This is a genomic window from Telluria antibiotica, assembly GCF_011682055.1.
In the GTDB taxonomy this organism is placed as follows: Bacteria; Pseudomonadota; Gammaproteobacteria; order Burkholderiales; family Burkholderiaceae_D; genus Telluria; species Telluria antibiotica.
Window position 1 is genome coordinate 73,171 of record NZ_JAAQOM010000016.1, and the last position, 17,361, is coordinate 90,531.

Below are 17,361 nucleotides of genomic sequence, written 5' to 3' on the forward strand. Positions count from 1 at the left end.
GGGACTCCCATTGATCGCATTGGGTTGGAAAACCGCGTGCGGGCGCACGCGGCGGAAGACTTCAGATGGCGTAGCGGACTACGCTGTCGCTCCACTGGAACGCCGACATCTCGAGCTCGATCATGTCGTCGCCGGAGATCTGCAATTCCTTCAGCGTGGGCAGCACGAGTTCCGTGTCCTCGTCGGCCTGCTCGATGCTCTCGGACAGCTTGAGCAGCTCGCCGAAAAAGCCGGTGCGGCCGACGAGAGCTTCGCGCACGTCGTCGCTCACGGGGATCTGGTCGACGATGTCGGTCATCGGGATGCCGAACAGGACGTCCATCAGCGACATGATGCCGACCGTGAAGCCGATGTCCGCCACCGCGCGCTGGCCGGGGCGCAGGCGCTGTGCGAGCAGCTCCATCAGGCGGCCGCGGGTCGTCGCGAGCATCAGTAGCGGGGTCTGGTTGTGGCCGCGCGTGGCCGGCTCCGCGTACAGCATGATCTGCAGCCAGCGCTGCAACTGGCGCCGGCCCAGCACGAGCAGTGCCTGGCTGACGGAATCGATGCGCTGCGCGGCACCGACGGCGGGCGTGTTCACGAGGCGCAGGAGGTTCAGCGCCAAGGTCACGTCGCGCTTGACGGTCTTTTCGATGACGGCATTGTCGGCGTCCGACATCACGAGGTTCATCAGCTCGACGACGGCGAGCTGCGACGGCGACAGCTTGCGGCCGCCCAGCACGGCCGGACGCGCGAAATAAAAGCCCTGGAAGTAATCGAAACCGAGGTCCATCGCGGCCTGGTACGCGTCGCGCGTCTCGACCTTTTCCGCGACCACGGTTTTTTCCATCGCATGCAGGCGCCGCACGAGGTTCGGCAGCTGCTGCTGCGGCACGCTGCGCAGGTCCAGCTTGACGAGGCCGGCGAGCGGCAACAGGCGCTGCAGGCGCAGGCTGTCGCCTTCGATGCCGTCCAGCGCGAAGCGGAAGCCGTGGCCCGCCAGTTCGCGCATGCGCGCGAGCAGCGCGTCGTCCGGCACGACGGACGCGACGATTTCCAGCACCGTGCGCTCGCGCGGCAGGAAGGCGAAGATGTCGCTGCCGAGGACTTCGGCGTCGACGTTCAGGAAGCAGGCCGCGTCGCCGATCGCGCGCGCAAGCCCCAGCTGGGCCGCGTGGGCGATGACGGCGGCTGTCGCCGACAAACCGGTCTCGTCGGCCTCGCCCTGGCGCGCACTGCGGAATAGGAGTTCGTAACCGTACAGCGCCTGGTTGCGGTCGAGCACAGGCTGGCGCCCCAGATAGAAGTCACGCACGCGCAAGGGGTAGTTCGCGTGGTCCAGGCTCGCGGCGGTATCGGTCATCACGGACTCTTGTAGCAATGGAACGTAACTACTTTAACGCATTCCGCCGCGTGGTGACTATATGAAAATGATTTCTTGTAAAAAACTTGTCACGACTGCGGCAGGCCGTCGACGAACACCTTCAGTTCGCCGGGCGCGAAATCGGTCCACGTTTCGTTGGTCGTCAGCGGGGTTGTGACGATGATGGCGACGCGGTCGTTCGGCGTCGTCACCTGGGAAAAGTCGACAGACAGGTCTTCGTCGGCCAGACAGGCGGCCGCGAACGGGTATTTGCGCACGACGTAGCACAGCTTTGTCGAGCAGTGCGCGAACAGCGCCGTGCCATCGGACAGCATCATGTTGAACGTGCCGTGGCGGGCGATGACGGCGACGAGGTCGGCGATCGCGGCGCGCAGCACGGGCAGCGCCGGCGATATGTCGCCGAAGCGGTCGCGCAATTGCTGCAGCAGGAAGCAGAAGGCCCGTTCGCTGTCGGTATTGCCCACCGGACGGTACGGGCCGTCGAGGACGGGGTCGAAGCCCTTGAGGTCGCCGTTGTGGGCGAACACCCAATAGCGGCCCCACATCTCGCGCACGAACGGATGGCAGTTCTCCAGCGCCACCTGCCCTTGCGTCGCCTTGCGGATGTGGGCGATGACGTTCAGCGACTTGATCGGGTAATGCTTGATCAGCTCCGCGATCGGCGACGCGATGGCGGCCTGGTGGTCGACGAAATGGCGCACGCCGGCGCCCTCGAAGAAGGCGATGCCCCAGCCGTCGTGGTGCGTGTCCGTGCGTCCGCCACGATGGGCGAAGCCGGTAAAACTAAAAACAATGTCGGTGGGGACATTGCAATTCATGGCAAGAAGCTGACACATGGGTCAAGCTTACCATGCGATCGGAGTGACGGGGATGAAGAGGCGCCTGCGTCGCCGGCCGGGAAAGGGGCTGCGTCACGCAGGGGCGATGGCCGGCGCAGGATGCCCGGCCGGAGGACTTCAGTGCAGGACGACCGGCTGGCTCATGAGGGTGTCGTACGAACCCAGGAAATCGTCGATTTCCTCCATGGTCGGTTCGCTCGCGATCAGGTTGTTGACATCACGCCGGAACGCTTGCGCCAGTTTGCCGCCGATGAAAGCTTCGCGCCGGCCGGACTTGTCGACGATCTCGTAGCCGCCGAAGCGCAGTGCCTCGAGGTTGTGATCGACGCCAAATTCGACAACGCTGTACTGCTCGCTGTTATAGATCATGTTCATGATGACTCCTTCACTCGATCAGATGGGTGCAAGGTTGTCGCCCGGCGGCGGACGACGAATTTCGCACGACCTTTTCCACTTTTCTTCCATTACGATGAAGAGGTGGGGCCACTGGAACCGAATTCAAGAACCTCTACAACTTGTTACGATTTCATCGACGAGCTGCGGAAGATTCAGGCGTTCAGGTCGGAAGTCAGCCGTAACAGCTGATCGTATGGCTCGGAGTGCAACCACGATCGCAACTGATCAAGATGCTCGCTGTCGGCGACACCGATGAAGATGCGGCTTGGGCGTCGACGGAGCAGGCGATTCAATGTTACACGCAAAACGAGATTGCCGGTGCAGCACAGGCAACCGGGCGCGATCCGCGCAACGGCTTGGCCGGTGGGCAGGTCATCCAGGGGGGAGGTGCCGGACGCGAGGCCTTCGAGGATGATGGCCTGCTCGCCGTCTTCGTGCAGATCGGAAAGGCTGGCGGCGATCGCCGCTTCGCGCGCGCGGGCGCTGGCGCCCGTGACGAGGGTGAGGACAGTACGGGTATCGTCCGCCGTACCGTCCGGGTTACTGCGCACTCTTCTTGCCCAGCTTGCCCGGTTCGACGCCGAGCTGCTTGAGCTTGCGGTACAGGTGGGTACGCTCCAGGCCCGTCTTTTCGGCCACGCGCGTCATCGAGCCGCCTTCGCGGCCCAGGTGGTGTTCGAAGTACATACGCTCGAACGCATCGCGCGCCTCGCGCAGCGGCAGGTCGAACGACAGCGTATAGCCGTGCGCATGCGCCTCGCCATTGCTGACGGGACGGGCGATGCCGATGGCGCTGCCTTGCGGCGGCTGGGGTGCGTACATGGGCTGCGCCTGCGCGCTCGGCTCCGGCATGGGTGCCGAGACGGACGCGGCGGACACCATCGGACGCGGCGCGATGGCCGGGGTACGCGCCACATCCTGGCCGCGCTGCAGGCCCTGCTGCACGGCTTTCAGCAGCTTTTGCAGGGCGATCGGTTTTTCGAGGAAGTTCAGCGCGCCGATGCGGGTCGCCTCGACGGCGGTGTCGATGGTGGCGTGGCCGGACATCATGATGACCGGCATCGTCAGCAGGCCGTCGCGCTGCCATTCCTTGAGCAGCGTGACGCCGTCCGTATCGGGCATCCAGATGTCGAGCAGCACCAGATCGGGCGTGCCCTGCTGGCGTGCCTGCCGGGCCTGCAGGGCATTTTCCGCAAGCTGGACCGCGTGCCCCTCGTCGCCAAGGATTTCCGAGAGCAGCTCGCGGATGCCCATTTCATCGTCAACTACGAGTATGTTCGCCATCTTTGTTATGCCTTTTATTATGACTCTCTCTACGGAGAATGCCGGAAACCGCACGTCGCCTGGTGCATGTAACCGGCTCCCCTACAGCCAAGATTCTATGCGCGATTCACGCTTCGGCCAAGTTCGCCTCTGGCGCTAACTTTAACAGCAAAATCGATACCGAAGCGCCAGTTCCATCGGTGCGGTTGGCAACGTCGATCCGGCCGCCGTGTTCGTCGATGATCTTCTTGACCATCGGCAGGCCCAGTCCGGTGCCGCGCGCCTTCGACGTGACGTACGGCTCGAACGCCCGCGACAGGATCTTCGGCGCGAATCCGGGCCCGTTGTCGACGATGGCCAGGCGCACCGCCGTGCCCGTGCAGCCGTCCGCGCCGACGTAGTGGATGGTCTCCGTCACGACGTCGACACGGGGCGCTTCGTCCTGCGCCGTGCGGTCGGCCAGCGCGTCCTGCGCGTTCTGCAGCAGGTTGTGGATCACCTGGCGCAGTTGCGTGGCGTCACCCATCACCTTCGGCAGGCCCGGCTGCAGGACCGGATGGATCACGTCCGAGCCGTCCTCGGCCAGGTAAAGATGGAGGATCTCGTCGATCAGGTCGTTCAAGTCCAGCGGCGCCAGCACGGCGGGCGGCGTGCGCGCATAGTCGCGGAAGTCGTCGACCATGCGCTTCATCGCCGCCACCTGGCTGACGATGGTATCGGTGGCCTTGTTCACGAGCGCGGCGGCGTCCGGGTCGACGCGGTCGACCAGCTTCATCTGCAGGCGCTCGGCCGACAGCTGGATCGGCGTCAGCGGGTTCTTGATCTCGTGCGCGAGGCGGCGCGCGACCTCGCCCCACGCGACGGAACGCTGGGCCGAGATCACGTCGGAGATGTCGTCGAACACGACGATGAAGCCGCTGCCCGCCCCCACCGGCAGGCGCGAGCCGCGCGCCAGCAGCGTGAGGTCGTGGCCATCGTCGGTGCCGGCGCGGCGCGGGATCTCGATCTGCTGCTGCCAGTGCGCCCGCCCGCGCCCGCGGCCTGCGGCCGACTGCGCGCTCTGCGCGGAGAACGCGCGCGTGACGGTGCCCGCGAACACTTCCAGGCCCTCGATCTCGTCGAGCGGCCGGCCGGCCAGCGACGCGACGTCGACCTGCAGGATGCGGTGCACGGCATCGTTCGAGTTGACGACGACGCCGTCCGCATCCATCACGATCACGCCGGCCGACATGTTGGCGAGCACGGATTCCAGGTGAGCCTTCGCGCTTTCCAGCGCGGCGCGGTTGCGTTCGACGGCGGAGCGCGCCTCGAACAGCTGGCCCGTCATCGCATTGAACGATTGCGTCAGCGTGCCCAGTTCGTCGTTCGTTTCGACGATCGGGCGCGGCGACAGGTCGCCCTCGGCCACGGCGCGCGTGCCCTCGGCCAGCACGAGCAGCGGCTGCGCCAGGTTGCCCGCGATGAGGAACGATGCGCCCGTCGCGGAAAAGATCGCCAGCAGCAACGTGAGGATCAGCGTGCCGATGTACATCTTGCGCAGGCCCGTGCGCGCGGCGAATCGTTCCTGGTATTCGCGGTACGCCGTCGACAGCACGGCGGCGTTGGACGCAAGGTTGACGGGCACGGCCTGCGTGAGCTGCAGGTAGCGCGGCGCCATGCCCGGCGGTTCCGGCACGGCCACGACGACGCGCAGGCGCAGGCCGGTGGCGGCGTCGAGCGCGCTCGGCTGGTCGCCGTGCGCCTCGCGGAAGTCGTCCTCGATGCCGCCCTCCGGCCGCGCATACCCGCCCGGCATCGCGGCCTGCTTGAGCATCTGGGGCGTCGGCAGGTCGGCGGCCAGGTCCGTGCGGGGGTCTTCGGCCGTGCCGGCGACGAGCTTGCCGCCCGCATCGACCAGCAGCGCGCTCTGCATGCCGTCGCCGTCGTCGAGCGCGCGCTTGAGGATGGACGAGACGTCCTGTCCGCCCTGCCCCGCCAGCGTCGCGGCGACGGTGCCGGCGTTGGCGCTCAGGTCCGCCAGCGCTTCGTCGAGGGCGGCGCGCGACAGGTTCAGGCCGGAATCGAGCGCCGCCTCGATCTTGACGTCGAACCACGATTCGATCGAGTGCGAGACGAACTGCACGGACACCATGAACACGACGAGCCCGGGCAGGATGCCCACGCTCGTGAACAGGACCATCAGGCGCACCATCAGGCGCGAGCCGAACTTGCCGGCCTTGTAGCGCGAATACAGGCGCCAGAACGCGACCAGCACGAGCACGAACAGCGCGCCCGCCACGCCGAGGATCATGCCGAACAGCCAGGTGAAGTCGTGGGCGAAGAAGCCCGTGTTGCTGGAGGCGGACGCGAGCAGGAACAGCAGGATCGACGCGATCGCGCTGCCGATCACGAGGGCGTAGCGCAGGGCCCGGATCACGGCTTACTCCGCACGGTAGGTGAAGGTCTTCTTGTGCGAGGCCAGGCGCCAGTCCGAATTATTGAAGGCGTCGACCTGGAGCGGCTTCGACAGGAAGTCGCGGTCCATGAACATGCGCAGCGTGACGTTGTAGGTCTCGCCCGGCTTGAGCGCGCCCTTCGACGCGATCAGCCAGCGGGCCGGCCGGCGGATCGCGAGCAGCGCGTCGTCGAGCGTGTCGAAGTTCTGCTGGATGCTGCCGAGGACGGAGACGTGGTACACGCGGAACAGCACGTCGTAGCTCAACTTGACCGTGCGACGCGACGAAACGGCATGGTCGTCGGTCCACCACCAGCGCGGCCGGGTCAGCTCGATCTCGGTGGTGAACGACAGGGCGACGCCGTGCTGGATGGCCTGCTCCAGGCCCGGCGTCAAATCAAAAGCGTAGGCGGCCGACAAGCGATAGCCGTCGTCGGAAGCCTCGATGCTGGCGCGCGTGATTTCGATTCCTTCGGCCGCCTGCGCTGTCGCGCATGTCAATGCCAGCATGAGCTGGCAGGCGAGGAGGAGGAAAAAACGTACAGTCACTAGGGGCCAGAGCCTTAAAAAGCGTTGTCGGGATTACTCACGCTCGGCCTTCTGGAACAGGGCGTAGAACAGACCGTCATGATCCTGCCCGGCGCCACTTCGAGGAAGCAGTTGGCCCGGCGCGTCGAGACGGACCGCACCGTGGCGCGCCGCGAAGGCGGCGGCCTGCGCTTCCGATTCCTGCGGCCAGAGCGAACATGTCACGAACAGCAATTTACCATCGGGTCGGAGCATCTGCCAAAGATTGTCGAGTATTTTGCTGGAAAGTGTTGCAAGTTGGTGGGTGTCACTCTTGCGGCGTAACCAGCGGATATCCGGGTGGCGGCGCACGATGCCGGACGCCGTGCACGGCACGTCGGCGAGGATGCGGTCGTATTGACGGCCATCCCACCAATCCGTCGCTTCGGCCGCGCCCGCCTTGACGGTCGCGGCGAGGCCGAGGCGCTGCAGGTTCTGGTCGACGCGCACGAGGCGGCGGGCATCCGCATCGAGCGCCGTCAGGTCGACGTCCGCCGTCTCCAGGATGTGCCCGCTCTTGCCGCCCGGGGCCGCGCACGCGTCCAGCACGCGCATGCCGTCGCGCAGGTCGAGCAGCGGCGCGGCCAGCTGGGCGCCCGCGTCCTGCACGGACACGACGCCGTCGGCAAAGCCCGGGATCTGCGTCACGCCCACGGCCTGCGCGAGGCGCACGGCGCCGGGGCCCACCTGCTCCGCGTGCATGCCGGCGGCGGCCAGCGTCTTCAGATAGGTGTCGACGTCGGTCTTGCGGCGGTTCACGCGCAACGTGAGCGGCGGCTGCCGGTTGCCGGCCGCGAGGATGGCCTGCCAGTCGCCCGGATACGCCGCGCGCACGGCATCGATCCACCACTGCGGGTAATTCCACTGGGCCACCGGGTCGCGCAGCGCCGTGACCAGCAGCCCTTCGCGCTCGCGCAGGAAGCGGCGCAGCACGGCGTTCACCATCGCCTTCGCGTGGGCGAAATCCGGATGGGCGGCCGCGGCGCCGACGGCCTGGTCGACGACGGTGAAGGCTTCATACGGCGGCTCCTTGCCTTCGGGCGGGTCGAGCAGCGCCAGCGCGCATTCCAGCAGCCCGGCCAGCATGGCGGGCTCGGGTGCCTTGCTCGTCATCTGGCCCAGCAGGATGCCGCTGCGGCCCAGTTGACGCATCGCGCGGTAGGCGATGTCCTGCATGGCGCCCCGTGCCTGCGGCGGCGCGTCCCACGCGTGGGCCACCTCGGCCAGTGCCTGGGGCAACGCCATGCCGGCGCGCACGCGCGCGAGGCTGCTCGCCGCGCCCAGCAGGGCGAACGCGAGGGAGTCTTCGCGCAGCGCGGGACGGTAGTCGGGCTGGGCCGGCGCCTTGACTTCGTAGCTGTGGCGCAATCGCGAACCGTCGTCCGGCCGGGATTGCGCATAGCCGGCGTCGCGCGGGGCCGGCTCGACGCGTTGCGGGCCGCGCGGGGCCGGCTCGCGCGGTACGCCGGGCTTCGCCTCGCGTCCCGCAGCGTTGCCGGGGCCGGCCTTCGGACTGCCCGTCCCCACCCCTTTCCCTGCCTGAGGGCCACCCGGCCGGGCCGGGCCCGCACCCTTCCCGCCGGGGCGGCCGCGCCGGGTATCGGCCGCCGGGGCCTTCGGTTTGAGGGTGAGCGTCGGGCGCTTTTCGGTCATGGCAATCGATCAATGCATAAAGACGCACATTGTAACGGGTACGGGTTGCGCAGGCTTAAGCGAGGCTTGTACCTGCGTCCCCGGACGGTATTGCGCGGTTCGGCAAACCAGTATAATGATCGCTGTTTGCCCGCGGGATCGTCCGCGCTGCGCCTCCGTCTATTATATTTTCGACCACAGTTCATGCTCGCCCAACAAAAACAAGAGATCGTTGCCCTGTTCCAGGCCGCGCTGGCCCCCATCGTTGCGGGTAGCGACCTTTCGCCTAACGTCGTGCTGGAACGTCCGCGCGACCCCAGCCACGGCGACATCGCCTGCAACATCGCCATGCAGCTGGCCAAGCCCCTGAAAACGAACCCGCGCGAACTGGCCACCCGCCTCGTCGCCGCGCTGCTGGCCGATCCGAAGGCACAGGGCCTGGTCGAATCCGCCGACGTGGCCGGCCCCGGCTTCATCAACCTGCGCGTGGCCGCGAGCGCCAAGCAGTCCGTCGTCAAGACCGTACTGCAGCAGGGCGCAGCGTTCGGCAGCGGCGAATCGGGCAACGGCCACCACGTGATCATCGAATTCGTGTCCGCGAACCCGACCGGCCCCCTGCACGTGGGCCACGGCCGCCAGGCGGCGCTGGGCGACGCGCTGTCGTCGCTGTTCGAATCGCAGGGCCACCAGGTCACGCGCGAGTTCTATTACAACGACGCGGGCGTGCAGATCCTTACCCTGGCCAACTCGGTGCAGGCGCGCGCACGCGGCTTCCGCCCGGGCGACGTCGAATGGCCGGAGTCGGCCTACAACGGCGACTACATCCAGGACATCGCCGACGATTTCCTCGCCAGGAAGACGGTCTCGGCCAGCGACGGCCAGCCCGCCACCGCGAGCGGCGACACCAACGACATCGAATCGATCCGCCGTTTCGCCGTCACGTACCTGCGCAACGAGCAGGACCAGGACCTGCAGGCGTTCGGCGTGAAGTTCGACAATTACTATCTCGAGTCGTCGCTGTACACGGACGGCAAGGTCGAGGCGGCCGTGCAAGCGCTCGTCGACGCCGGCGTCACGTACGAGCAGGACGGCGCGCTGTGGCTCAAGACGACGGACTACGGCGACGACAAGGACCGCGTGATGCGCAAGTCCGACGGCACCTACACGTACTTCGTGCCGGACGTCGCGTACCACATCCAGAAATTCAAGCGCGGCTTCGACCAGGCCATCAACGTGCAAGGCAGCGACCACCACGGCACCATCGCCCGCGTGCGCGCGGGCCTGCAGGCCGTGAACATCGGCATCCCGCAGGGCTACCCCGACTACGTGCTGCACAAGATGGTCACCGTCATGAAGAACGGCGAGGAGGTCAAGATCTCCAAGCGCGCCGGTTCGTACGTGACGGTGCGCGACCTGATCGAATGGTCGGGCAACGGCGACGTGACCCGCGGCCGCGACGCCGTGCGCTTCTTCCTCATCTCGCGCAAGGCCGATACGGAATTCGTGTTCGACGTCGACGTCGCCCTCGCCACCAACGACGAGAACCCCGTCTATTACGTGCAGTATGCCCACGCGCGCATCTGCTCGGCCCTCGCGAACTGGGGCGGCGACGTCGCGCAACTGACGAACGTCGACCTCTCCCCGCTGACGAATTCGCACGAATCGGGCCTGCTGGCGAAGCTGTCCGCATACCCCGAGATGCTGCAGCGCGCGCTCGTCGAGCTGGGCCCGCACCAGGTCGCGTTCTACCTGCGCGACCTGGCCGCCGACCTGCACAGCTATTACTTCGCCCACAAATGGCTGCTCGACGACGACGAGCCGACGAAGCTCGCGCGCCTCGCGCTGGCGGCCTCCATCCGCCAGGTGCTGCGCAACGGCCTGGCCCTGATCGGCGTTTCGGCGCCGGAGAAGATGTAAGCGTTCCACATACACACTCGCACTACATGACCGCTTTCCGTAATCGCTCTCCCCGTTCTTTCACGCGCCGGCGCGGCAGTACGCTCACCGGCCTTATCATCGGCCTGATCCTCGGCCTCGGCATCGCGGTCGCGGTCGCGCTGACGATCACGAAGGGCGCGTCGCCGTTCACCGACAAGACCGTCAAGGCGGGCCGTCCGGCCGACCCGGCGCCGGGCCAGGCCCAGGACCCGAACAAGCCGATGTACGCGAACCGCGACGCGGCGCGCCAGGCGAACAAGGAGATCGCGGAAAAAGCGGCAACGCGGACCGACGGCGCACCGGCCGCGGCCGACACCAAGCGGGTCGATGCCAAGCCGGCCGATGCCGACCCGCTGGGCCAGGCCATCGCCACGATGAAGGACGCGGCGCCGGCCAAGCCGGACCACAAACCCGACACCCGCGTCGCGTCCGCATCGCCCACCCCGGCGCCCGCGCCGGCCGCCGGCGCCGCGACGGGCGACTACGTGTACTACCTGCAGGCCGGCGCGTTCCGCGACGTGTCCGACGCGGAAGCGGCGCGCGCCAAGCTCGCGCTGCTGGGCTTCGAGGCGGCGATCAGCGACCGCACGAGCGACAGCGGCGTGCTGCACCGCGTGCGCATCGGCCCGTACAACCAGGTCGAGGCCATGAACAAGGCGCGCGCCAAGCTGCTCGACAGCGGCGTCGACGTCGCCATCGTCCGCAACCAGCGCTGATCCGAAAGACTGCCATGCACCTGCCGCGCCGCCTGTTCTGCACCGTCCTCCTCGGCCTTGCGGCCGGCCTGACCTCCGTATCGGCATCCGCCGCCGACCCGCAGCAGGGCGCGCAATACCTCGTGCTGCCGGCCGCGCAGCCGACCGACACGGGCAAGAAGATCGAAGTCATCGAGTTCTTCGCGTACTACTGCCCGCACTGCTACGCCTTCGAACCCGCGCTCGAAGCATGGGTGAAGAAGCAGGGCGACGACGTCGTGTTCAAGCGTGTCCACATCCAGGGCGGCGCCGGCGTACTGCCGCAGCAGCGCCTGTTCTACACGCTGGACGCAATGGGGCTGTTGAACCAGTACCACCAGAAGGTGTTCGACGCCATGCACCAGCAGCACCTGCGCCTGTCCAGCGACGAGCAGGTGTTCGACTGGGTCGCACAGAACGGCATCGACCGCGCGAAGTTCATCGACACGTACCGCTCGTTCGGCATCCAGGCCAGGCTGCGGCGCGCGGCCACGATGATGGACGCATACGGCGTCGACCGCTGGCCCCTCGTCGTCATCGACGGCCGCTACGTCACCTCGCCGTCGCACGCGGGCGCGGGCGCGCCAGAGGGCACGACGGAAGCCCAGCAACAGCAGCAGGCCTTGCAGGTGATGGACTTCCTCGTCGCGAAAGCGAAAGCGGACAAGCGATGACCGCCGCGCAGGGCCGCCGGCTGCGCGTGTTCGTCACCGGCGCATCCAGCGGCATCGGCGCCGCCCTCGCCCGCGACTACGCGGCGCGCGGCGCCGTCGTTGGCCTGCTGGGCCGCCGCGCGGACGCCCTGCACGCGCTCGCGGCCACGCTGCCCGGCACCAGAGACCACCACATCTACGCCGTCGACGTGACGGACCACGCCGCGCTGGCCGCCGCTGCCGCCGACTTTATCGCGCGCGCCGGCGGCGCCGACGTCGTGATCGCCAGCGCCGGCGTCTCGGCCGGCACGCTGACGGAGCGGCCCGGCGACCTCGCCGAATTCGCCGACATCTTCGCCGTCAACGTGACGGCCACCGTGGCCACGTTCGCGCCGTTCATCGAGACGATGAAGCATGGAGAGGGCCCGCGCCGGCTCGTCGCGATCGGCAGCGTGGCCGGCATCCGCGGGATGAAAGGCGCGGGCGCCTATTGCGCATCGAAGGCCGCCGTGCACGCCTACGCGGAATCGCTGCGCCTCGAACTGCAACCCCACGGTATCCGGGTCGTGACGCTCGCGCCCGGCTATATCGACACGCCGATGACCCGCCAGAACCGCTTTCCCATGCCCTTCCTGATGCCCGCGCCCCGCTTCGCCGCGGCCGCCGTCCGCGCCATCGACGCCGGCACCAGCTACTGCGTGATCCCCCGGCCGATGGGGATCGTGGCGAAACTCCTGCGCCTGTTGCCCAACGTGCTGTTCGACGCGCTGTTCGCGCGCGCGCCGACGAAGGCGGGAAAGGCGATGCCGTGAACGCCGAGCGCATCATGGCGTTCGCGCGCGCGGGCGTCGCCGTCGAAGTGGTCGACGTGACGGGATCGACGAACGCCGACCTGCTGGCGCGCGCGCCACGGCTTGACGCGCCCGTGCTGCTCATCGCCGAACACCAGACGGCCGGACGCGGCCGCGCGGGACGCAGCTGGCTATCGGAACCGGGCCATTCGCTGACGTTCTCGCTCGCCTGGCGCTTCGCCGACGGCCTGCGCGGCATGGCCGGCCTGCCGCTCGCGGTCGGCGTCGCGCTGGCCGAGACGCTCGGCCGGCTCGGCCAGAGCGTGCAGCTGAAATGGCCCAACGACGTATTGAAGGACGGCGACAAGCTGGCCGGCATCCTCGTCGAAACGCAGGTGCTGCCGGACGGCGCCGCGTGGGCCGTCGTCGGCATCGGCGTGAACCTCGTGATGCCGGACGCACTCGAAGACAGGATCGGCCGCGGCGCCGCGGCGATGCCGTGGCTCGCGCGCATGGACCGCGACGAATTGATGGCCGCGCTGCTCGACGGCCTGGCCGACGCGCTGGCGCTGTTCGCGCGCGCCGGCTTCGCCCCGTTCGCCGCCCGCTGGAACGTGCTGCACGCGTGGGCCGGCCGGCCCGTCGTCCTGCTCGACCGGGGCGAGGTCCGGCACGAAGGCCTGGCCGCCGGCGTGGACGACACGGGCCGCCTGCTGCTCGACACGGCGGCGGGCCGCATCACCATCGTTGCCGGCGACGTGTCGCTGCGCACCACCGATTGAAGCGAGGAGACCATCATGCTGCTGCTCGTCGACGCAGGTAACACGAGAATCAAATGGGCCATCGCGGCGCAGGACGCGGCGCCCGGCGACTGGACCGCGCACGGCGCCGTGCCGCACGCGGAGCTCGACCGCCTGCAGGCCGCCTGGGCCGGCCACGGGCTCACGTACGCCGTCGTGTCGAACGTGGCGGGCCACGCGATGCAGGCGCAGCTGGCTGCCTTGCTCGCCCCGCTGCTGCCGGTGCCGCCGCACTGGTTCACGTCGCGGGCAGCATTGAACGGCCTGCGCAACGGCTACCGCCATCCCGCGCAACTGGGCAGCGACCGCTTCGCCGCCGCCCTCGGCGCACGCAGCCTCGCGCCGGGCAAGGCGCTTGTCGTCGCCACGTGCGGCACGGCGACGACGGTGGACGCCGTCAGCGCGGCCGGCGACTTTATCGGCGGGATGATCCTGCCGGGCCTGGGCCTGATGCTGGGCGCGCTGGCGCGCGGCACGGCCCAGTTGCCGCAGGTGGCGCCGGGTGCCGATGCCTACGCCGCGCCGCCCACGTTCGCCGACCACACGAGCGACGCCATCCTGTCCGGCTGCCTCGCGGCGCAGGCGGGCGCCATCGAACGGGCCTGCGCCGCACTGCCGGCCGACCTGTGCATCGTGTCGGGCGGCGCGGCGGCCAGCGTGGCCCCGCTGCTGTCCGTTCCGCACTGGATGCTGGATAATATCGTCCTGGTTGGCCTGCACGCCGTCGCGCCGCTGCTGGCCGCCGAAACCGCATCCCCTTGAGGACTCGCCCGTGCTACGACTCGCCTTCTGGTCCCTGCTGTTCCTGAACGTCGTCCTGTTCGCGTTTGCCCAGGGCCTGCTCGGCACGGGCAAGAGCAATGAACACGAACCGGCGCGCCTGAAACGGCAGTTCAATACCGCCAAGATGACCTTGCTCACGCGCGACCAGGCCGAGGCCGCCGCGAAGGCTGCTGCGCCGCCGGCTGGGGGAGATGCGGCCGGTGCTCCGCCGGCCGGCACTCCGGCGGCCGGCGCTCCGGCGGCGAGCGCGCCCGCTGCGCCCGCTGTGGCGCAACCTGCTGCAACGCCTGCGCCCGCGTTCGCCTGCACGGAAATCGGCCCGTTGACTACGTCCGACGCGCGCCGTTTCGAAGCACGCCTCGCCGCGCTCGACCTCGGCGACCGCCAGTCGCGCGAGGCGGTCCAGGCCCAGGACGTGACGAGCTGGCTCGTGCACATTCCGTCGCAGGGCAGCAAGGAAGCGGCCGACCGCAAGGCCGCCGAGCTGCGCAACCTGGGCGTGACGAATTTCTTCATCATGCAGGGCGATTCCCCGCTCAAGTACGCGATCTCGCTGGGCGTGTTCAAGACCGAGAGCGGCGCCGAAGCCCTGCTCGCGCAACTGGGCAAGCAAGGCGTGCATACGGCCCGCATCGCCCCGCGCGGACCGCAGGCCACGCACTACGTCTACCGCGTCCGCGGGCTCGATGCCGCCACACGCAAGCGCATCGAAGGCTATGCGGAGCGCTACGACGGCGCCGACGTCAAGACCTGCGGCTGACGCATGGAACCCGCCCTGTCCACGCCGCCCGAATTGATGGACGTGCTCGCCGAACTGCGCGCGCTCGAACCGCTGTGCCACACGGGCCACGCCGCCGAGCAGATCGCCGCACCGTCGTTCTGGGAAGTGGGCGCATCCGGTCGGCGCTACAGCAGAGACGACGTGCTCGCCGTGCTGCGCGAACGCGCCGCCGATCCCGCGCCCGAGGACCTGGATGCCGACGACTTCCACGTCGCCCCCGCCGGTGCCGACCACTACCTGCTGACGTACACGCTGCGCCAGGCCGACCGCGTGACGCGCAGGCTGACCGTGTGGCGGCGCAGCGGCGCGCAGTGGCAAGCGATCTACCACCTAGGCACGGTCGTCACCTGAGCCGGGTCCAATCCTTCTTGGACCCATGTGTTAATGTTTGCGGTCTTGCTGCACACATCCCGGTCCGGTCAGTCGCTCGCGCTCGCGCTCGCGGCATGATCCGCATGGAAACAATACTGAATCCGAGATGAGCACCATAAAACACGTTCTTACGTCGTTTGCCGCCCTCGGCCCGATGCTGTCGTTGGCGGGATGCGTGCAGGCCGCACCGCAAGCCGGCCTCCGTCTTCGGCCCGACGCACCGCAGTGCCGCATGCCGAAAGCAAAGCTCCCGACGCTCGGCGTCGATGTGGACGCTGACCGTCCCGCCGAGATCAAGGCCGATTTCAATGGTGACGGCTGGTGCGATTACGCATTAGGCGTACCGTATCCGATCAATTCGCAAATGAATGTGTATGACCTGAGCCAGATGATGGCATTGGGACAGCCGGCCGGCTGGAAGCCCGTGTTCAACGGGAAGAAGGCCTACGAATTCATGGACAAGGGCTATGCGCAGGACGCTTGGCCCACGCTGCGTGTCGATCTGACCGATGTCCGGCTCGTCTTCCCTGCGCAGCAGGGTGCACCGTTCGTCCTGGGACTTTTCGCTGGAGACGATGCAGGCAAGCGCGACGTAGGCAATGGCTGCTATCAGTACAACACCGCGTACCGTTGGGACGATGCGCTGGGGACGTTCAAAAAGAACGACGCCGCCACGCGCGATGCGGTGCTGAAGTATTTTTATTCGGAGATGGAAAAGCCGTGCGGCGCGCAAAAATAATGGCCCCGCAATCTTGCCCGCACATCTCACCATGACGATACGTCCCGCGCCGTAGCCTGCCGGCGCAAGACGCTACCCTGTCCGCGCCGCATCCCCGCCTCCGAGCGCCTTGACCGCCCGCTCGAGCGCCTTGATCTTGCCCCGCAAAGTGGACAAGTTGCGCACCAGCGCCGCGCTGCGTTCCCATTCCGCGTTCGGCGCAATCGGATAAAAGCCCGTGTAGCGCCCCGGCTCGGCGATCGAGTTCGACACCAGCGTGCCGGCCGTCACGTGCACGTCGTCGGCGATGTCGATGTGGCCGTTGACCATCGCGGCACCGCCGAACGTGCAGTGGCGGCCGATGTTGGCGCTGCCTGCCACGCCCACGCAGCCGGCCATCGCCGTGTGCGCGCCGATGCGGCAGTTGTGGCCGATCTGGATCAGGTTGTCGAGTTTTACACCATCCTCGATCACGGTGTCGTCGAGCGCGCCGCGGTCAATCGCCGTGTTCGCGCCGATGTCGACGTCGGCGCCGATCACCACACGCCCCGTCTGCGGGATCTTGATGTAGACGCCGTCGTCCAAGGCGAAGCCGAAGCCGTCGCCGCCGATCACGGCACCGGAATGCACGATGCCGCGCGCACCGATGGTGCAGCGCGCGTGGAACGTCACGTTGGCGAAGAAGTGCGTGTCCTCGCCCACCGACGCGTCGCGGCCGACGTAGCAGCCGGCATCGATGACGGCGCCGGGGCCGATGACGGCGCCCGCCTCCACCGTCACGTGCGGTCCCACGTGGGCCGTCGCGTGCACGCGCGCGCGCGCGTGCACGACCGCGGACGGGTGCACGCCCGGCGCGGGCGCATGTCCGGACCCGCACAGGTATTGCGCCGTGCGCGCGAAATACGCGTACGGATTCGGGGTGACGATGCGAGCGCCGTCGTACGCGGCGGCCACCTCGGGCTCGTCCTGCGGCGCGAGGATCAGCGCCGCCGCCCGGCTGTGCGCGGCGCGCGCCCGCAGCCGGCTGTTGCTGAGGAAGCTGATGTCCGTGGCCTCCGCGCGGTCGAGCGGCGCGATGCGGGTGACCTCGATATGCGGGTCACCTTCCAGCCGGCCGCCGAAGCGGGCCACGAGGTCCGTGAGTCGTGTCGCCATGCCGTCGTCTCCTGTCGCATCGTTATGTGTGCAAACGGTTCGACCGGGACGCCGGGCCGGCGGTTCCGCGCCAGGGCGGAAAAACGGCGGCGGCATGAGGCACCGCAATAAAAAAAGCCCCGCTCGCAACCGGCGCGCAGCA

18 protein-coding genes are annotated in these 17,361 nt (G+C 68.1%); 9 read left to right on the plus strand and 9 right to left on the minus strand.

All coding sequences use genetic code 11. The features are described from left to right. Positions 1 to 61: 61 nt before the first annotated feature. From HAV22_RS23740 to rsmB, 8 genes are all read right to left on the minus strand, one after another. A complete protein-coding gene (locus tag HAV22_RS23740; RefSeq protein WP_166862452.1) occupies positions 62 to 1,342 on the minus strand; it encodes an EAL and HDOD domain-containing protein in 1,281 nt (426 codons plus the stop codon). Positions 1,343 to 1,431: 89 nt separating this feature from the next. Then, on the minus strand, positions 1,432 to 2,199 hold the full coding sequence (locus HAV22_RS23745; protein ID WP_166862454.1) for a class II glutamine amidotransferase: 768 nt from the start codon (positions 2,197 to 2,199) through the stop codon (positions 1,432 to 1,434). 120 nt (positions 2,200 to 2,319) lie between these two features. Further along, complete coding sequence (locus tag HAV22_RS23750; RefSeq protein ID WP_036235350.1) at positions 2,320 to 2,577, minus strand: BTH_I0359 family protein; 258 nt, start codon at positions 2,575 to 2,577, stop codon at positions 2,320 to 2,322. A 173-nt stretch (positions 2,578 to 2,750) separates the two neighbouring features. Continuing rightward, the gene (locus tag HAV22_RS23755) at positions 2,751 to 3,149 is read right to left on the minus strand and encodes a P-loop NTPase family protein (protein WP_166862456.1); all 399 of its coding nucleotides are present in this window, start codon (positions 3,147 to 3,149) and stop codon (positions 2,751 to 2,753) included. Further along, positions 3,139 to 3,882 carry a response regulator gene (locus HAV22_RS23760; protein WP_166862458.1) on the minus strand — a complete coding sequence of 248 codons (744 nt, stop codon included), beginning with the start codon at positions 3,880 to 3,882 and terminating at the stop codon, positions 3,139 to 3,141. Before HAV22_RS23760 ends, HAV22_RS23755 begins: the two co-directional genes overlap by 11 nt. A gap of 106 nt (positions 3,883 to 3,988) precedes the next feature. Next, on the minus strand, positions 3,989 to 6,277 hold the full coding sequence (locus HAV22_RS23765; RefSeq protein WP_166862461.1) for a sensor histidine kinase: 2,289 nt from the start codon (positions 6,275 to 6,277) through the stop codon (positions 3,989 to 3,991). Between the two features lie 3 nt (positions 6,278 to 6,280). Continuing rightward, positions 6,281 to 6,805 (minus strand): DUF4390 domain-containing protein, encoded by a 525-nt coding sequence (locus HAV22_RS23770; RefSeq protein ID WP_166862463.1) that lies wholly within the window; start codon positions 6,803 to 6,805, stop codon positions 6,281 to 6,283. A gap of 72 nt (positions 6,806 to 6,877) precedes the next feature. Next, positions 6,878 to 8,515 carry a 16S rRNA (cytosine(967)-C(5))-methyltransferase RsmB gene (gene rsmB / locus HAV22_RS23775; RefSeq protein ID WP_166862465.1) on the minus strand — a complete coding sequence of 546 codons (1,638 nt, stop codon included), beginning with the start codon at positions 8,513 to 8,515 and terminating at the stop codon, positions 6,878 to 6,880. A 183-nt stretch (positions 8,516 to 8,698) separates the two neighbouring features. Here rsmB and argS point away from each other — a divergent pair, with 183 nt between their 5' ends. The 9 genes from argS (at position 8,699) to HAV22_RS23820 (ending at position 16,085) form a co-directional block, all read left to right on the plus strand. Continuing rightward, positions 8,699 to 10,411 carry an arginine--tRNA ligase gene (gene argS / locus HAV22_RS23780; protein ID WP_166862467.1) on the plus strand — a complete coding sequence of 571 codons (1,713 nt, stop codon included), beginning with the start codon at positions 8,699 to 8,701 and terminating at the stop codon, positions 10,409 to 10,411. A 26-nt stretch (positions 10,412 to 10,437) separates the two neighbouring features. Further along, positions 10,438 to 11,148 carry an SPOR domain-containing protein gene (locus tag HAV22_RS23785; RefSeq protein ID WP_166862469.1) on the plus strand — a complete coding sequence of 237 codons (711 nt, stop codon included), beginning with the start codon at positions 10,438 to 10,440 and terminating at the stop codon, positions 11,146 to 11,148. 14 nt (positions 11,149 to 11,162) lie between these two features. Further along, positions 11,163 to 11,840, plus strand: a complete 678-nt coding sequence (locus HAV22_RS23790) for a thiol:disulfide interchange protein DsbA/DsbL (RefSeq protein WP_166862471.1) — start codon at positions 11,163 to 11,165, stop codon at positions 11,838 to 11,840. Then, positions 11,837 to 12,631, plus strand: coding sequence for an SDR family oxidoreductase (locus HAV22_RS23795; protein WP_166862473.1), 795 nt, complete (start codon positions 11,837 to 11,839; stop codon positions 12,629 to 12,631). The genes HAV22_RS23790 and HAV22_RS23795 overlap by 4 nt, the downstream gene beginning before the upstream one ends. After that, positions 12,628 to 13,392, plus strand: a complete 765-nt coding sequence (locus HAV22_RS23800) for a biotin--[acetyl-CoA-carboxylase] ligase (RefSeq protein WP_371869721.1) — start codon at positions 12,628 to 12,630, stop codon at positions 13,390 to 13,392. Before HAV22_RS23795 ends, HAV22_RS23800 begins: the two co-directional genes overlap by 4 nt. A 15-nt stretch (positions 13,393 to 13,407) precedes the next feature. After that, positions 13,408 to 14,172: a type III pantothenate kinase gene (locus HAV22_RS23805; RefSeq protein ID WP_166862475.1), complete on the plus strand. Its 765-nt coding sequence runs from the start codon at positions 13,408 to 13,410 to the stop codon at positions 14,170 to 14,172. Positions 14,173 to 14,182: 10 nt separating this feature from the next. Further along, on the plus strand, positions 14,183 to 14,953 hold the full coding sequence (locus HAV22_RS23810) for an SPOR domain-containing protein (RefSeq protein ID WP_166862477.1): 771 nt from the start codon (positions 14,183 to 14,185) through the stop codon (positions 14,951 to 14,953). A 3-nt stretch (positions 14,954 to 14,956) separates the two neighbouring features. Further along, positions 14,957 to 15,325 (plus strand): nuclear transport factor 2 family protein, encoded by a 369-nt coding sequence (locus HAV22_RS23815; RefSeq protein ID WP_166862479.1) that lies wholly within the window; start codon positions 14,957 to 14,959, stop codon positions 15,323 to 15,325. Positions 15,326 to 15,452: 127 nt separating this feature from the next. Further along, on the plus strand, positions 15,453 to 16,085 hold the full coding sequence (locus HAV22_RS23820; protein WP_166862481.1) for a hypothetical protein: 633 nt from the start codon (positions 15,453 to 15,455) through the stop codon (positions 16,083 to 16,085). Positions 16,086 to 16,157: 72 nt separating this feature from the next. Here HAV22_RS23820 and lpxD read toward each other — a convergent pair whose 3' ends face one another. Beyond that, complete coding sequence (gene lpxD / locus HAV22_RS23825) at positions 16,158 to 17,219, minus strand: UDP-3-O-(3-hydroxymyristoyl)glucosamine N-acyltransferase (protein ID WP_166862483.1); 1,062 nt, start codon at positions 17,217 to 17,219, stop codon at positions 16,158 to 16,160. Positions 17,220 to 17,361: the final 142 nt, after the last annotated feature.

What these genes read in the sequence shown, in the direction of transcription:
- lpxD (WP_166862483.1), bottom strand. Translation starts at nt 17,219, where the DNA reads ATGGCGACACGACTCACGGACCTCGTGGCCCGCTTCGGCGGCCGGCTG.
- HAV22_RS23760 (WP_166862458.1), bottom strand. Translation starts at nt 3,882, where the DNA reads ATGGCGAACATACTCGTAGTTGACGATGAAATGGGCATCCGCGAGCTG.
- HAV22_RS23820 (WP_166862481.1), top strand. Translation starts at nt 15,453, where the DNA reads ATGAGCACCATAAAACACGTTCTTACGTCGTTTGCCGCCCTCGGCCCG.
- HAV22_RS23750 (WP_036235350.1), bottom strand. Translation starts at nt 2,577, where the DNA reads ATGAACATGATCTATAACAGCGAGCAGTACAGCGTTGTCGAATTTGGC.
- HAV22_RS23770 (WP_166862463.1), bottom strand. Translation starts at nt 6,805, where the DNA reads ATGCTGGCATTGACATGCGCGACAGCGCAGGCGGCCGAAGGAATCGAA.
- HAV22_RS23805 (WP_166862475.1), top strand. Translation starts at nt 13,408, where the DNA reads ATGCTGCTGCTCGTCGACGCAGGTAACACGAGAATCAAATGGGCCATC.
- HAV22_RS23815 (WP_166862479.1), top strand. Translation starts at nt 14,957, where the DNA reads ATGGAACCCGCCCTGTCCACGCCGCCCGAATTGATGGACGTGCTCGCC.
- HAV22_RS23790 (WP_166862471.1), top strand. Translation starts at nt 11,163, where the DNA reads ATGCACCTGCCGCGCCGCCTGTTCTGCACCGTCCTCCTCGGCCTTGCG.
- HAV22_RS23795 (WP_166862473.1), top strand. Translation starts at nt 11,837, where the DNA reads ATGACCGCCGCGCAGGGCCGCCGGCTGCGCGTGTTCGTCACCGGCGCA.
- HAV22_RS23740 (WP_166862452.1), bottom strand. Translation starts at nt 1,342, where the DNA reads ATGACCGATACCGCCGCGAGCCTGGACCACGCGAACTACCCCTTGCGC.
- HAV22_RS23785 (WP_166862469.1), top strand. Translation starts at nt 10,438, where the DNA reads ATGACCGCTTTCCGTAATCGCTCTCCCCGTTCTTTCACGCGCCGGCGC.
- HAV22_RS23745 (WP_166862454.1), bottom strand. Translation starts at nt 2,199, where the DNA reads ATGTGTCAGCTTCTTGCCATGAATTGCAATGTCCCCACCGACATTGTT.
- rsmB (WP_166862465.1), bottom strand. Translation starts at nt 8,515, where the DNA reads ATGACCGAAAAGCGCCCGACGCTCACCCTCAAACCGAAGGCCCCGGCG.
- argS (WP_166862467.1), top strand. Translation starts at nt 8,699, where the DNA reads ATGCTCGCCCAACAAAAACAAGAGATCGTTGCCCTGTTCCAGGCCGCG.